Origin of the sequence: Lichenibacterium ramalinae (genome assembly GCF_004137085.1) — a bacterium.
Lineage (GTDB): Bacteria > Pseudomonadota > Alphaproteobacteria > Rhizobiales > Beijerinckiaceae > Lichenihabitans > Lichenihabitans ramalinae.
Genome location: NZ_QYBC01000001.1, coordinates 356,797 through 370,689, shown reverse-complemented (window position 1 = coordinate 370,689; position 13,893 = coordinate 356,797). Strand labels below are relative to the sequence as shown.

11 protein-coding genes are annotated in these 13,893 nt (G+C 73.0%); 7 read left to right on the top strand and 4 right to left on the bottom strand.

The features are described 5' to 3' along the window. Window positions 1–208: 208 nt before the first annotated feature. From D3272_RS01690 to D3272_RS27815, 4 genes are all read left to right on the top strand, one after another. Complete coding sequence (locus tag D3272_RS01690; RefSeq protein ID WP_129217330.1) at window positions 209–1,756, top strand: ATPase domain-containing protein; 1,548 nt, start codon at window positions 209–211, stop codon at window positions 1,754–1,756. Further along, window positions 1,753–3,807 carry an ATP-binding protein gene (locus D3272_RS01685; protein WP_129217329.1) on the top strand — a complete coding sequence of 685 codons (2,055 nt, stop codon included), beginning with the start codon at window positions 1,753–1,755 and terminating at the stop codon, window positions 3,805–3,807. Before D3272_RS01690 ends, D3272_RS01685 begins: the two co-directional genes overlap by 4 nt. A 134-nt stretch (window positions 3,808–3,941) precedes the next feature. Further along, entirely contained in the window at window positions 3,942–4,520 is a 579-nt protein-coding gene (locus tag D3272_RS01680) for a DUF6886 family protein (RefSeq protein WP_129217328.1), read from the top strand. A 396-nt stretch (window positions 4,521–4,916) separates the two neighbouring features. Then, a complete protein-coding gene (locus D3272_RS27815) occupies window positions 4,917–5,423 on the top strand; it encodes a GNAT family N-acetyltransferase (RefSeq protein ID WP_245496320.1) in 507 nt (168 codons plus the stop codon). Here D3272_RS27815 and D3272_RS01670 read toward each other — a convergent pair. Together D3272_RS01670 and D3272_RS01665 are read right to left on the bottom strand one after the other, a co-directional pair. After that, entirely contained in the window at window positions 5,393–6,085 is a 693-nt protein-coding gene (locus D3272_RS01670) for a class I SAM-dependent methyltransferase (protein ID WP_428977954.1), read from the bottom strand. The genes D3272_RS27815 and D3272_RS01670 overlap by 31 nt on opposite strands. Next, window positions 6,082–7,404: a BtaA family protein gene (locus tag D3272_RS01665; protein ID WP_245496319.1), complete on the bottom strand. Its 1,323-nt coding sequence runs from the start codon at window positions 7,402–7,404 to the stop codon at window positions 6,082–6,084. The genes D3272_RS01670 and D3272_RS01665 overlap by 4 nt, the downstream gene beginning before the upstream one ends. A gap of 260 nt (window positions 7,405–7,664) precedes the next feature. On the opposite strand from D3272_RS01665, the gene clpB reads away from it, so the two are divergent. The 3 genes from clpB (at window position 7,665) to D3272_RS01650 (ending at window position 12,869) form a co-directional block, all read left to right on the top strand. After that, window positions 7,665–10,307 (top strand): ATP-dependent chaperone ClpB, encoded by a 2,643-nt coding sequence (gene clpB, locus D3272_RS01660; RefSeq protein WP_129217326.1) that lies wholly within the window; start codon window positions 7,665–7,667, stop codon window positions 10,305–10,307. A 271-nt stretch (window positions 10,308–10,578) separates the two neighbouring features. Further along, window positions 10,579–11,580 (top strand): helix-turn-helix domain-containing protein, encoded by a 1,002-nt coding sequence (locus tag D3272_RS01655; RefSeq protein WP_245496336.1) that lies wholly within the window; start codon window positions 10,579–10,581, stop codon window positions 11,578–11,580. Further along, a complete protein-coding gene (locus tag D3272_RS01650) occupies window positions 11,577–12,869 on the top strand; it encodes an MFS transporter (protein WP_129217324.1) in 1,293 nt (430 codons plus the stop codon). Before D3272_RS01655 ends, D3272_RS01650 begins: the two co-directional genes overlap by 4 nt. Here the strand turns inward: D3272_RS01650 and D3272_RS01645 are convergent. Beyond that, window positions 12,853–13,128: a hypothetical protein gene (locus tag D3272_RS01645; RefSeq protein ID WP_342634157.1), complete on the bottom strand. Its 276-nt coding sequence runs from the start codon at window positions 13,126–13,128 to the stop codon at window positions 12,853–12,855. The genes D3272_RS01650 and D3272_RS01645 overlap by 17 nt on opposite strands. Before the next feature lie 151 nt (window positions 13,129–13,279). Then, on the bottom strand, window positions 13,280–13,795 hold the full coding sequence (locus tag D3272_RS01640) for an ankyrin repeat domain-containing protein (RefSeq protein WP_129217322.1): 516 nt from the start codon (window positions 13,793–13,795) through the stop codon (window positions 13,280–13,282). Between the last annotated feature and the right edge of the window lie 98 nt (window positions 13,796–13,893).

Below are 13,893 nucleotides of genomic sequence, written 5' to 3'. Positions count from 1 at the left end.
GTCCTGGTCCCGGGCGATCCATAGGGCGATCGGCCGGGGCCGCACAAGCTCCTGTGCGGGGCCGCTCGCGGTCTTGCCGCCCCCTGCGGTCTTGCCGCCCCCTGCGGTCCCGCGCCCCTGGACGGGGCCGGGGAAGATCGCATAGGGAGCCGGGGGACGACGTTGGACGATGCGCCGGCCCGGTGCGGGCGGGTTGGACGGGGGCGTGATGACCGAAGCAAGCGATGGGCAGGCCGACGACCTGCCGCCCCTGCCGCGGGGCCGCATCTCGACCGGCGTGCCGGGGCTCGACGACATCCTCGGCGGCGGCCTGACGCCGGACCGGCTCTACCTGCTCGAAGGCACGCCCGGCACCGGCAAGACGACGCTCGCGCTGCAGTTCCTGCTCGAAGGCGCCGCCGAGGGGCAGCGCCCGCTCTACGTCACCCTGTCGGAGACCGGCGAGGAGCTGCGGGCCGCCGCCGCCACGCATGGCTGGTCGCTCGACGCCGTCGACGTCTTCGAGCTCGTCAGCGAGATGGGCCTCGACCCCGACAGCGAGCAGACGATCCTGCATCCCTCCGAGATCGAGCTCGGCGAAACCGTGCGCGAGGTGATCGCCCGCGTCGACGAGATCCGGCCGGCCCGCGTCGTGTTCGACAGCCTGTCGGAGCTGCGGCTGCTGGCGCAGAACCCCCTGCGCTACCGGCGCCAGATCCTGGCCCTGAAGCAGTTCTTCTCCCGCCGGAGCTGCACGGTGCTGATGCTCGACGACCGGACGTCCGAGCCGGGCGACCTGCAGCTCCACAGCATCGCCCATGGCGTCGTCTCGCTCGAACAGGCGCCCCGCCAGTTCGGGCCGGAGCGCCGCCGCCTGCGCGTCGTCAAGATGCGCGGCATCAAGTTCCGGGGCGGCTACCACGACTTCAACCTCGAGACGGGCGGCGTGCGGGTGTTCCCGCGCCTGGTCGCGGCCGAACACCACGCGCGCTTCGATCCCACGGCCCGCGGCACGGGCTCGCCGGAGCTCGACCTGCTGCTCGGCGGCGGCCTCGTGCCGGGCACCAACACGCTGCTGCTGGGCCCCTCCGGCGTCGGCAAGACCACGACGGGCGTGCGCTGCATGCTGGCGGCGCTGGAGCGGGGCGAGCCCGCCACCTACTACCTCTTCGACGAGGGCCTGGCGACGCTGCTCGCCCGCTCGGCCGCGCTGGGGCTCGACCTCGCCCCCCACGTCGCCAGCGGGCTTCTGACCATCCTGCAGATCGACCCCGCGGAACTGTCGCCGGGCGAGTTCTCCGCCCGGGTCAAGGCGGCCGTCGAAGACCGCGGCTCGCGCTTCGTCGTCATCGACAGCCTCAACGCCTACCTGCACGCCATGCCGGGCGAGGAGTTCCTCATCCTGCAGATGCACGAGCTGCTGAGCTACCTGAACCAGCAGGGCGTCACCACGCTGCTGGCGCTCGGCCAGCACGGCGTCGTCGGCGAGGTGCGCAGCGACGTCGACCTCAGCTACCTCAGCGACTGCATCCTGCTGTTCCGCTTCTTCGAGGCCGCCGGCCAGGTCAGGACGGCGCTGGCGGTGGTGAAGAGCCGCGTCAACGCGCATGAGCGCACCATCCGCGAGCTGCGCCTGACCAGCCAGGGCCTGCAGGTCGGCCAGGCCCTCGGAGATTTCGAAGGCGTGCTGACGGGGCTGCCGGCCTATCGGGGGCGGATCGCCATGCTGCCCGGCGAGGCCTCCGCACACGACACCGCGCGCGACGCCGCGCCGTGAGCCTCTTCGCGGACGGCGAGGACCGCGTCCTCGTCCTGGCGCCCCGGGGTCGCGACGCCGCCGTGATCGAGCAGGTGCTGCACCGCGCCGGGGTCGCGACGCGGGCCTGCCCGGACCTGGCGGCCTGGCTGGCCGGCCTGCGGGAGGGGGCGGGCGCCGCCATCGTCACGGAAGAAACGCTGGCGGAACGCGACATGTCGGGCTTCGCCGCCTGGCTCGACGCGCAGCCGCCCTGGTCCGACTTCCCCTTCATCGTCCTCGCCACCCGGCAGGCCGGCCGCCGGTCCGGGCGCGCCTCGGCCCTGCTGGCCCGGCTCGGCAACGTCGTGCTGCTGGAGCGGCCCATCAACGCCGAAACGCTGGCCAGCGCGGCGGCCTCCGCGCTGCGGGCCCGCCAGCGCCAGTACCAGGCCCGCCGGCACATCCACGAGCGGGAGCGCGCCCAGGAGGAGCTCCGCTTCGCCAACCTCCACCTCGAACGGCGCGTGGGGGAGCGGACCGTGGAACTCGAAGCGGCGCGCGAAACGCTGGAATTCGCCCTCGATGCCGCCGGCATGGGCTCCTGGGACCTCGATCTCGACACGGACAGGGCGCGCCGCTCGCCCCAGCACGACGCCCTCTTCGGCTATGCCGCCCCGCTCGACGCCTGGGGCTGGCAGAGCTTCCTCGCTCATGTGGTGGAGCGGGACCTGCCGCTCGTCGCGGAAGCCTCCGAGGCCGCCTTCCAAACGGGGTCGCTCGACCTCGAATGCCGCATCGAGCGCCACGACGGCGTCGTGCGCTGGATCAACCTGAAGGGCCGGCTGAAATACGACGCCGCCGGCCGGCCGAGCCGCATGGCCGGCATCGTCATGGACCGCAGCGACCAGCGGCTGACCGAGGAAGCGCTGCGCCAGGCGCAGAAGATGGAAGCCATCGGCCAGCTCACCGGGGGCGTGGCGCACGACTTCAACAACCTCCTCACCGTGATCGTCGGCGGCCTCGACATGATCCTGCGCCGCCCCGAACAGGGCGAGCGGGTGAAGCGGCTGGCCGAGGCCGCCATGGGGGCGGCGCGGCGCGGCGAACAATTGACCCAGCAGCTCCTCGCCTTCTCGCGCCGCCAGATGCTGCGGCCGCAGACGCTGAACCCCAACCGCCTGCTGCTCGATTTCCGCTCCCTCGCCGAGCGTGCCGCGGCCGGGACGGCCGAGCTCGTCTTCGACCTCGATCCCGCCATCGATCCGGTCCGCATCGACCCGGCGCAGTTCGAGTCCGCCGTGCTCAACCTCATCGTCAACGCCCGCGACGCCACCGAGGCGACGACGGCGCCGGCCCGCATCGCGGTGCGGAGCCGCAACCTCCACCTCGGCATGGCGGCGGTCGCCGACAAGGGGGTGGCGCCGGGGCCCTACGTGGTGGTGTCGGTCAGCGACACCGGCGTCGGGATCCCGCCCGACACGTTGCAGCGCGTCTTCGAGCCCTTCTTCACCACCAAGGACGTCGGCAAGGGGACGGGGCTCGGCCTCAGCCAGGTCTACGGCTTCACCCGCAGCGCCAAGGGCTTCGTCGAGATCGAGTCCGAGGTCGGCGTCGGCACCACCATCAGCCTGTGCCTGCCGCGCTCGAGCGACCCCGCGGCCGAGGAGGCGGGGACCGGGGGCGCCGGCGCCACCCCGCTGCGCCGCGCCGCCGAGGGCGAGACCGTGCTGCTCGTCGAGGACGACGAACAGGTGCTGGGCATGGCGGTGGAAAGCCTGGAGGAGCTGCAGTACCGCGTCGTCGTGGCCCGCAACGCCGCCGAGGCGCTGGAGCGGCTCGCCAGCGCCGGGCGGGTCGACGTGCTGTTCTCCGACGTGGTGATGCCGGGCGGCATGAACGGCTCGCAGCTCGCCGCCGAGGCCCAGCGCCTCCGCCCCGGCCTCAAGGTGCTGCTGACCTCCGGCTATGTCGCCGACCTCGACGAGGGCCAGGTCATCGGCCACGGCGAGCTGCCGGTTCTCAACAAGCCCTACCGGCGGGACGAGCTCGCCCGCGCGCTGCGGCTGGTGCTGGGCGGACCGGAGACGTAGGGCGCCCTTCTCGCGCGGACGGGAGCGGGCGGAGGCGGCACCGTCGGGCACCGGCTCCGGCAGAACAATTGGCTATTGGAATTACCTTCTGCTCAGATCATGCTCGCGAGATCCTTGCGGCGCGTTCCATCGCCATGAGTCTGTTCCACTTCGGCGACGATCCCGGCATCGCGGTCTTCGTGCCGCGCACCCTGCGCGTCGCCGTGGACCGCGGCCCCGACCGTGCCTGGCTCAACGGGCCGCTGGTCTGGGCGACCGACAGTCGCCACGGCCTGCTCTACCTCTCCCCCCGCGAATGCCCCCGCACCGTGATCTGGCCCACCGACACGACGAGCCCGGAGGACCGCGACGCCTGGTTCGGCGGCCGCAGCTGTCGGGCCATCGCCTTCATCGAGGACGATTGGCGCGACAGGCTCCGGGCCGCGGTCCTCTACCGCTACGCCCTGCCGGCCTGTGGCTTCGAGGACATCGACGCTGTCGGCATGTGGGTGTCGCGCCGGGCCGTGGTGCCGTCGGGCCTGGACGTTCCCGACGACCTTCCCGGCGCGCTGGATGACGAGGCCGTCGAACTCCGCAGCCTACCCCGTCTCACCCCCCTGCGCTCCATCCGGCAGACCACGCTGCATGCGAGCCGTATCAGGACGCGCAATGCGCAGGATGGGGAACCGGCGGGATGGAGCCATTCCAAGCCGGGACGAACCGTGGTGGCGTGATGTCGAGGGCCAACGCTTCCGTTCTGGCCTAGGGCTCCGAATTCAGGTCGACGGTGCCGCTTCGCCCTTCTCCCCTCTGGGGGAGAAGGTGGCGCGAAGCGCCGGATGAGGGGTCACGACGGGCTGAAACGCCACAAGGGCTCGATACACGGACGATGCGCGGTGCTCCCCCGCCCTCATCCGACGCCGCTGCGCGGCGCCACCTTCTCCCGCCGTCGGGAGAAGGGCTCTCCCGACGGTTCCAGATCAACCCGAGTTCGGAGCCCTGCGTCCCGGCCTCGACGTGTTGGCGCCCGCCCCGGACCGGGCGATAGTCGGGGACCGCAGGCCGACGCCGGGGAGCTTCCCATCGCCATCGCCGATTCGCCCGTCCCCACCCTCGACACCCCGCGCCTCGTGCTGCGCGGTCACAGGCTCGACGATTTCGCCCCCTGCGCCGCGCTGTGGGCCGACCCGGAGGTGACGCGCTTCATCTCGGCGGCGCCCGCCAACGAGGAGGAAGCCTTCGCGCGCTTCCTGCGCTTCCCCGGCCTTTGGGCCGTGCTGGGCTTCGGCTATTGGGCGGTGGAGGAGCGGGACACGGGGCGCTACATCGGCCACGTCGGCTTCGGCGACTACCGCCGCGCCATCGTGCCGCCGCTCGACGGGCCCGAGATCGGCTGGACGCTGGCGGCCGCCGTCGCGGGACGGGGCTATGCCACGGAGGCCGCCGGGGCCGCGCTGGCGTGGAGCGACCGCCATCTCGCGGGGCGCGCCACGGTCTGCATCATCAGGACCGATCACGCGCGCTCGATCCGGGTGGCCGAGAAGCTCGGCTACCGCCCGGCCGGCCTCGCCGCCTACAAGGGGGCGGCCTGCGCGGTCTACCGGCGTCAGGCCCCGGGCCGCTCGAGCACCGCATAGACGGCATAGCCCCGGTGGAGGCTGCGGCAGTCGAGCGCCAGCCCGTGCCGGGCCGCGAGGTCGCCGAGCGCCACCGGCAGGTCGCCGATGGGGTGGACGTGGAACAGCGCCAGCCAGGCGAAGAGCCCGCGCCCGAAGGCGCGCGGCAGCCCGTCCTGCGGGCCGAAATCCACCACCAGCAGCCGGCCGCCGGGCGCCAGCGCCTCGGCGGCGCGCTCCAGCGCGGCGCGCCAGTCCGGGATCATCGAGAGCACGTAGGAGATGAAGACCCGGTCGAACCCCGGGCGGCCGAAGAGCGCGCCGGCCGCCACCGCCGTGGCATCGGCCTGGGCGATCTCCACCCGCCCGCCGAGGCCGGCCCGGGCGAGCGCCGCCGTGGCGGTTTCCAGCATGGCGGGCGAGACGTCGAAGCCGTAGAACCGCGCCGCGGGGTGGCGCCGCGCCGCCGCCACGAGGTTGCGGCCCGTGCCGCAGCCCACCTCCAGCACGGTCCCGGAGCCTGGGGCGAGGTCGGCGATCAGCCGGTCGCGGCCCAGCAGGTAGTGGCGCCGGGTGAGGTCGTAGATGACGCGCTGGCGCCGGTAGATCCGGTCCATCGCGGCGGCGGGATCGGCCGCGGCGGCGGGATCGGCCGCGGGAGCCGGGTCGGCGGCGGCGCTCACCGGCCGGGCGCCAGCGTGTAGAGGTGGAATCCGCCGTAGATGGCGGAGCGGTCGCGCGCCGTGAGGTCGCGGCAGCGCGCCCGGTCGCTGTGCCAGCGGGCGAGCAGCGGCTCGGGCAGGCGGCCCGGCAGCAGGCTTTCCTCGGCGGCGGTGCGGAAGATGACGCGGGCGCCCGGCCGGGCCGTGCGGGTGATCTCGCGCCACAGCGCCGTCAGCGTCGCGTCGTCCATCCAGTCCTGGGCGTCGAGCAGCACATAGGCGTCGAGGCTGCCGTCGGGCTCGCCCCGCAGGTGGTCGATCATGTTGGCGTGGCGCACCGCGACGCGTCCCGCCCGCGCCCGCAGCAGCGGGAAGGCCCGGCGCTCGAGATAGGGCGGCACGGGCCCGTCGCCCTCGGGCTTGTAGCCGCGGGCGAAGGCGGCCCAGGCGAAATAGTTCTCCCGCACGTCGAAGTCGCAGGCGAGCCGTTCCATCCGGGCGCGCAGCACGCCCACGATGCCGGCCGTGCCGCCGTCGGCGGCCAGCGCGTCGTATTGGGCGGGCGGGATGCCGAGCCCGTAGAGGGCGGCGCGCCGGTGGCTCAGCCAGCGCACGAGCGGCCGGTCGAAGAGCGGCGCCACGTGGCGGTCGAAGGCGGCGCGCTGCCCGGCGAGGTCCCGGGCCCGCAGCACCGCCGACAGGTTCGCGCCGTGCAGGCGCGCCACGACGTGGCCGGCCGCGATGAAGCGGCCGAGCAGGCCGTGGCGGTGCAGCCCCCGGGCGAGGTAGCCGTGGCGCGGGAAGCCCCAGGCGTCGCGCCCGTCCCAGTAGGCCCGCGTTTCGGCGTCGAGCGCCGGCCGCAGGCGCATGCGGTAGAGGTCGCGGTTGCCCCGGCCGCGGCCCCGGCCGAAGAGCGCGTAGAAGGCCGCGTGGTCGGTGAGCGCGCCGGCGGCGGCGAGCTTCAGGCGGTTCAACGCCACATGGTGCCGGTTGAGGTCCACGGCCGTGATGGCGGCGGGGTCGGCCAGCAGGTAGCTCAGCACGTTGCAGCCGCCCGACGCGATCGTCACCATGCGGTCGGTCGGCCGGAGCGCCAGTGCCTCCATGTCGATGGCCGGGTCCTCCCAGATCTGCGCGTAGACGAGGCCGCTGAACGCCAGGGTGAAGAGCCGGTCCTGCAGGCCGCGCGCCGACAGGAGCCGACCGTGTTCGACGGCACGCTTGACCGAAGCGCGGGGCAGCGCCGCCGTCTCGCCGGCCAGGGCCGGGCTGTAAGCGTCCCCGGCCAGAGCCGGGCTGTAAGCCTCCCCGGCCAGGGTCGGATTGTGCGATGGGGTCACGGGGCCTCCCGGGCAGGCGTCATCTCATTTGGAGATGGCGGCATCGACGGAAGGCACGGCTAGCCGGGTCTCGTGACAGGCCCGCGACACCCGCCCCCGGCCGCGGCGGGAGCGGGATTTTTCCTCTCCGTCCTTCCCGCCGGCCTGGAATCCCTCGGAAAAAGCCCCCACATCGGGAAGGATCGGCCGCCGCAACGGGGCCGCACTTTATCGGACGATCCGCGCCGCTTCGGGGCCGGGCCGCCATGGAGACCAGAACCATGAACTTCGAGAAATTCACCGAACGCGCCCGCGGTTTCGTGCAGTCCGCCCAGTCCTTGGCGGTCCGCGAAGGCCACCAGCAGTTCACGCCCGAACATGTCCTCAAGGTGCTGCTCGACGACGAGGAGGGGCTTTCGGCCGGCCTCATCGACAAGGCTGGCGGCCGCTCGCGCGACGCCCTGCAGGCGACCGAGGCGGCGCTGGCCAAGCTCCCCAAGGTTGGCGGCAGCGGCGCCGGCCAGCTCTACCTCGCGCCCGCCACGGCGCGGCTCTTCGGCGAGGCCGAATCCATCGCCACCAAGGCCGGCGACAGCTTCGTCACGGTGGAGCGCCTGCTGCTCGCCCTCACCATGGACAAGTCGGCCGAGGCCGGCCGCATCCTGGCCGCCGCCGGCGTGACGCCGCAGGCGTTGAACGGCGCCATCGAGGACCTGCGCAAGGGCCGCAAGGCGGATTCCGCCTCGGCCGAGAACGGCTACGACGCGCTGAAGAAATACGCCCGCGACCTCACCGAGGCGGCGCGGGCCGGCAAGCTCGACCCCGTGATCGGCCGCGACGAGGAGATCCGCCGCTCCATCCAGGTCCTGTCGCGCCGCACCAAGAACAACCCGGTGCTGATCGGCGAGCCCGGCGTCGGCAAGACCGCCATCGTCGAGGGCCTGGCGCTGCGCATCGTCAACGGCGACGTGCCCGAAAGCCTCGAGGACAAGCGCCTGCTGTCGCTCGACATGGGCTCGCTGATCGCGGGCGCCAAATACCGGGGCGAGTTCGAGGAGCGGCTGAAGGCCGTGCTCAGCGAGGTCACGGCCGCGGCGGGCTCGATCATCCTGTTCATCGACGAGATGCACACGCTGGTCGGGGCCGGCAAGGCGGACGGCGCCATGGACGCCTCGAACCTGTTGAAGCCCGCCCTGGCGCGCGGCGAGCTGCACTGCGTCGGCGCCACCACGCTGAACGAATATCGCAAGCACGTCGAGAAGGACGCCGCGCTGGCGCGCCGCTTCCAGCCCGTCTTCGTGTCCGAGCCCACCGTCGAGGACACGATCTCGATCCTGCGCGGCCTCAAGGAGAAATACGAGCTGCACCACGGCGTGCGCATCACCGATGCCGCGATCGTGGCGGCCGCGACCCTGTCGAACCGCTACATCGCCGACCGCTTCCTGCCCGACAAGGCCATCGACCTCGTCGACGAGGCCGCGTCGCGGCTGCGCATGCAGGTGGATTCCAAGCCCGAGGAACTCGACGAGCTCGACCGCCGCATCGTGCAGCTGAAGATCGAGGCCGAGGCCCTGAAGAAGGAGCCCGACGCCGCCTCGCAGGACAGGCTCGCCCGCCTTGAGGGCGAGCTCCGCGCCCTGCAGGAGCGGTCCGACGCCCTGACGCTGCGCTGGCGCTCGGAGAAGGACAAGCTCGGCACCGCGCAGAAGCTGAAGGAGCAGCTCGAGGCGGCCCGCAACGAACTCGTCCAGGCGCAGCGCCGCGGCGAATACCAGCGTGCCGGCGAGCTCACCTACGGCATCATCCCGGACCTCGAGCGCAAGCTCGCCGAGGTGGAGGCCAAGGGCGCCGAGGTGCTGGTGTCGGAGGCCGTGACGGCCGACAACATCGCCCAGGTCGTGTCGCGCTGGACGGGCGTGCCGGTCGACAAGATGCTGCAGGGCGAGCGCGACAAGCTCCTCGCCATGGAGGCGGCGCTGGGCCGGCGCGTGGTCGGCCAGGCCGATGCCGTGAAATCGATCTCGACCGCGGTGCGCCGCGCCCGGGCCGGGCTCCAGGACCCGAACCGGCCGATCGGCTCGTTCATGTTCCTCGGGCCGACCGGCGTCGGCAAGACGGAGCTGACCAAGGCGCTGGCGTCGTTCCTCTTCGACGACGACACCGCCATGGTGCGGATCGACATGTCGGAATACATGGAGAAACACTCCGTGAGCCGGCTGATCGGCGCGCCTCCCGGCTATGTCGGCTACGAGGAAGGCGGCGCCCTCACCGAGGCGGTGCGGCGGCGGCCCTACCAGGTGGTGCTGTTCGACGAGATCGAGAAGGCGCATCCGGACGTGTTCAACGTCCTGCTGCAGGTGCTCGACGACGGGCGGCTGACGGACGGGCAGGGGCGCACGGTCGACTTCCGCAACGTGCTCATCATCATGACGTCGAACCTCGGCTCGGACTATCTCGCGGCCCAGAAGGACGGCGAGGACACCGCCAAGGTCCGGGACGACGTGATGGGCGTGGTGCGGGGCCACTTCCGGCCCGAGTTCCTCAACCGCGTCGACGAGATCATCCTGTTCCACCGGCTGCGCCGGGAGAACATGGCGGCCATCGTCGACATCCAGTTCGGCCGGCTGCAGAAGCTCCTCGTCGATCGCAAGATCACCCTGGAGCTCGACCCCGCGGCCCGCGCCTGGCTGGCCGACAAGGGGTTCGACCCGGCCTATGGCGCGCGCCCGCTGAAGCGCGTGATCCAGAAGGCCGTGCAGGATCCGCTGGCCGAGTTGATCCTGTCGGGCGAGGTGATGGACGGGACCGTGGTGCCGGTGACGACGGGGCGCGACGGGCTGCGGATCGCCGGCCACGGTGCCGCGGTCGACGAGGTCGGCGGCGGCGACGAGGGCCGGGTGGTCAACTTCCCGCGCGGCGCGTGAGCCCGCGCCGGCGCGGCGCTTGAAGCCGCGCCGGCGACGGCCAGCGGCCCCGCCCGCTTCCAGGCTCCAAGCGGCGCCCGGCCCCTCGGCCGGGCGCCGCCTTGCGTTGCATAAGGGCCGGTCCGGAACCAGCCGGGGGGTGTCGACGTAGAGCGCGGGCCTTCCCCGTCGCGATGGGCGCAGTCGCCCGCCGTCTCGGTCCAGGCCGCGACCCGCGCGCCGCGCCGCGACGCCGATCCACAACGCGCCATAGAGACCCGCCTTGACCCAAATGTCGCCGAGCGTCCTGGAGCGCCTCGACTTCGAGGTCGGCGATCGGCAGGGCTTCGGCGCCTATCACGACCTCTACGCATCCGGCTCGACCGTGTCGCGCGTCGCCGGGCCCTTCAGCGCCAGCATCGCGGGCTTCCGCCTGCCCGGGCTCCTGCTGTTCGATCGCCAGATCACCGGGGCGTCCCACCGGCGCGATGCCGCCCGGGTCCGCACCGACGGGTTCGACCATTTCGTGCTGCAGATCCTGCGCTCCGGGCGCATGGGGGCGGGGGTGCCGGGCGACGAGAAGTGGATGGGGGCCGGCGATGCCGTCCTGTTCGACACGACGCTCCCGCAGGCCACCGTCGTCGAGCGTGCCGACTACATCACGTTGAGCTTGGCGCGCGAGCAGCTCGCCGTGCTCCTGCCGGAGGCGCGCAGCCTGCACGGCACGATCCTGCCGCGGGCCGCCGTCGGCCTCCTGGGCGACTTCGCCCATTCGTTGATCCGCCATTCCACCCGGCTCGGCCCCGAGGTCACCCTGAGGAGCGGCGCCTTCGTGGCCGAGATGCTGGCGGGCGCCGTGGCGGCCGTCACGGGGCCGCGCGATGCCCAGGAGGATGCGCTGGCCCTGCAGCTGTTCCGGGCCCGGAGCTTCATCGAAGCCCATCTCCACGATCCGACGCTCGACGCGGGCCGCATCGCCATCGCGCTCGGCCTGTCCCGCAGCACGCTCTACCGGGCCTTCGCGCCCCTCGACGGCGTGGCGCGCCAGATCACGATCCACCGGCTGAAGACGTTGCGGGCGGCGCTGCGGAGCGATCGCGAGACGCGCAGCATTGCGGCGCTGTGCTACGCCGTGGGCTTTTCCAGCGAAAGCCAGGGCAACCGCGCCTTCAGGGCGGCTTTCGGCGTCGCGCCCGGCCAGTTTCGCCGGGAAGCGCGGGCCGCAGCGGCGCTGAACGCGTCCCGGTCCCTCGCCGCCCGACTGGCGCGCTGGCCCAGCGAGGTCAGCCGATGAGCGCTGCGAGCCATCCAGCGCCGCCGCTGGTGGCGCTGAGCCGGCGGCAGCTCGCCGCCGTCGCGCTCGGCAACGGTTTCGAGTTCTACGATTTCACCGTCTACGGCTTCTTCGCGGTGCCGATCGGCCGGACCTTCTTCCCCGCCCTCTCGCCCTGGACGTCGCTGCTCCTGTCGGTGGCGGCCTTCGGCGTCGGTTTCGGGGCGCGACCGCTCGGCTCGGTGTTCTTCGGCGTCTATGCGGATCGGCGCGGCCCGCGGCCTGCCATGCTGCTGACCGTGCTGCTGATGGCGCTGGGCTCGCTGACCGTCGCGGCGCTGCCGGGCTACGCGGTGCTGGGCCCCGCCGCGCCGATCCTCATGGTGGCGGGGCGGCTGGTCCAGGGCTTCGCGCTCGGGGGCGAGATCGGACCCTCCACCACCTTTCTCCTCGAGGCGGCCCGCCCGGGGCAGCGCGCCCGCGCGGTCTCGTGGCAGATCACCATGCACGGCGTCGCGGTCCTGGCGGCCGGGGCCTTCGGCATCGCCGCCACGACGCTGCTGCCGCCCGAAGCGCGCGACACCTGGGGTTGGCGCCTCCCCATGCTGCTGGGGCTCGGCATCCTGCCGGTGGGGCTGATGATCCGGGCGACCCTGCCGGCCGCGGCGGCCGTGCCCCGGGCGCGACCGGCACCGTCCGCCCTGCTGCGGCCCGTGCTGGCCCATCCCGGCCGACTGGGGGCCGCCATCCTGGTCATCTGCAGCGGATCGGTGCCGTTCTACATCGTGAGCTATCTCACGTCCTACGGCATCACCGTCATGAAGCTGCCGGCGGCCGATGCCCTGCTGGCCGCCGTCGGGTCGGGTCTCGCCACCCTGGCGATCGCGCCGCTCGGCGGCCGGCTGGCGGACCGGTGGGGGCGGCGCCCGGCCCTGCTCGCGTCCCGCCTCGGCATGGCGGCGATCGCGGTGCCGGCCTTCGCCTGGCTGGCCGGGAGCGGGGGCACGCCAGCCCTGCTCGCCGTGTCGGCCGCCCTCGCGGCGCTCAACGCGCTGGGGGCGCCCGCCGGCCTCTGCATGATCCTGGAATCCTTGCCGGCCGGTGTCCGGTCGACGGGGCTGGCGATCGTCTACGCGGTGGGGGTCAGCCTGTTCGGCGGGCTCTCGCAATTCGCCGCCACCGCCCTCACCGCCCTGACCGGGGACCCGCTCTCGCCCGCCGACCTGCTCGCCGCGGCGAGCCTCGCCGGGGCCGCCGCAGCCTTCCGGCTCCCCGCGGCCCGGGACGCCGCCGTCAGTCGACGGCCTTGAGGTCCTTCAGGTCGACGGTTCCGTTCGCGTCCGAGAAGGTTGCCGATCCACCGCCGGCCTGCTGCACGCCGCTGATCCTGTGGTCGCCGCTGTCGTAGGTCTTCACCTTGCCGTCCGTCTCGACGAGCAGCCGCTTCTTGTCCGGGAAGAACGCGTAGCGCATCCCGTTCTGCGAGCCGCTGGAGGCGGGCGAGCCGAGGTCCTTCGGCCACCAGGCGTCGCCGCCGTCCATGGGCTTCATCGGTTCCATGGGCTTCATGGGTTCCATCGGCTTCATCGGTTCCATCGTGGTGGCTCCCGCCCGGAGTGCCGCAGGCGCGGCATCTGTCTCAAAAGGATGGGCAGGGCGGCGGGGGAGGACCCGGGCCGCCGTGCCGAAGCGGGAACGCGCGAGGCGCCCTCCGTGTCCGTCAGCCCTGCCGCAATTTCGCCGCCGTATGGGTCGCGCCCATGCGCTCGGCGAGGTCGAGGGCCGTGAAGCCGGCGGCGTCGCGCGCGCCGGCCGCGGCGCCGCGCTCCAGCAGCAGGTCGAGCATCTCCACCCGGTCGAACATGGCCGCCATCATCAGGGCGGTCTTGCCGTCCGGCCCGCAGCCGTCGACCGGCGCCCCCGCGTCCAGCATGGCTTCGATGGCGGCGCCATAGCCCTTGAAGGCGGCCGCGGCGAGCGGCACCTGACCCCGGTCGTTGGCGAGGGTCGGGTCGGCGCCATGCGCCATCAGGGCCCGCACGGCATCGGCATGGCCGTGATAGGCGGCCAGCATCAGCAGCGTGTCGCCCTTGTCGTTCAGGAGGTTGGCGGGAAGGCCGGCGGCCAGCAGCTCGGCGAGTTCCGGCGCATGGCCCAGCCGGGCGAGCTGGAACACCTTGCCGGCGAAGGCGATCGTGTCCTCGTCGAGGGCGGGCTTGCCGGCGGCATCGGTCATGTCGGGTCCTTCGCAAAACGCGTCGCGCTGTGGTCGGGCTGGACATAGGGGCTCGCGCCCGCGTCGGCCAGCCGCGTCGATTGCCGCTTGCGATGCCG

Excerpts from the sequence above, each read along its gene's own strand:
- D3272_RS01690 (WP_129217330.1), top strand. The coding sequence starts at position 209 with ATGACCGAAGCAAGCGATGGGCAGGCCGACGACCTGCCGCCCCTGCCG.
- D3272_RS01680 (WP_129217328.1), top strand. The coding sequence starts at position 3,942 with ATGAGTCTGTTCCACTTCGGCGACGATCCCGGCATCGCGGTCTTCGTG.
- clpB (WP_129217326.1), top strand. The coding sequence starts at position 7,665 with ATGAACTTCGAGAAATTCACCGAACGCGCCCGCGGTTTCGTGCAGTCC.
- D3272_RS01655 (WP_245496336.1), top strand. The coding sequence starts at position 10,579 with ATGTCGCCGAGCGTCCTGGAGCGCCTCGACTTCGAGGTCGGCGATCGG.
- D3272_RS01650 (WP_129217324.1), top strand. The coding sequence starts at position 11,577 with ATGAGCGCTGCGAGCCATCCAGCGCCGCCGCTGGTGGCGCTGAGCCGG.
- D3272_RS01645 (WP_342634157.1), bottom strand. The coding sequence starts at position 13,128 with ATGAAGCCCATGGAACCGATGAAGCCCATGGACGGCGGCGACGCCTGG.
- D3272_RS01640 (WP_129217322.1), bottom strand. The coding sequence starts at position 13,795 with ATGACCGATGCCGCCGGCAAGCCCGCCCTCGACGAGGACACGATCGCC.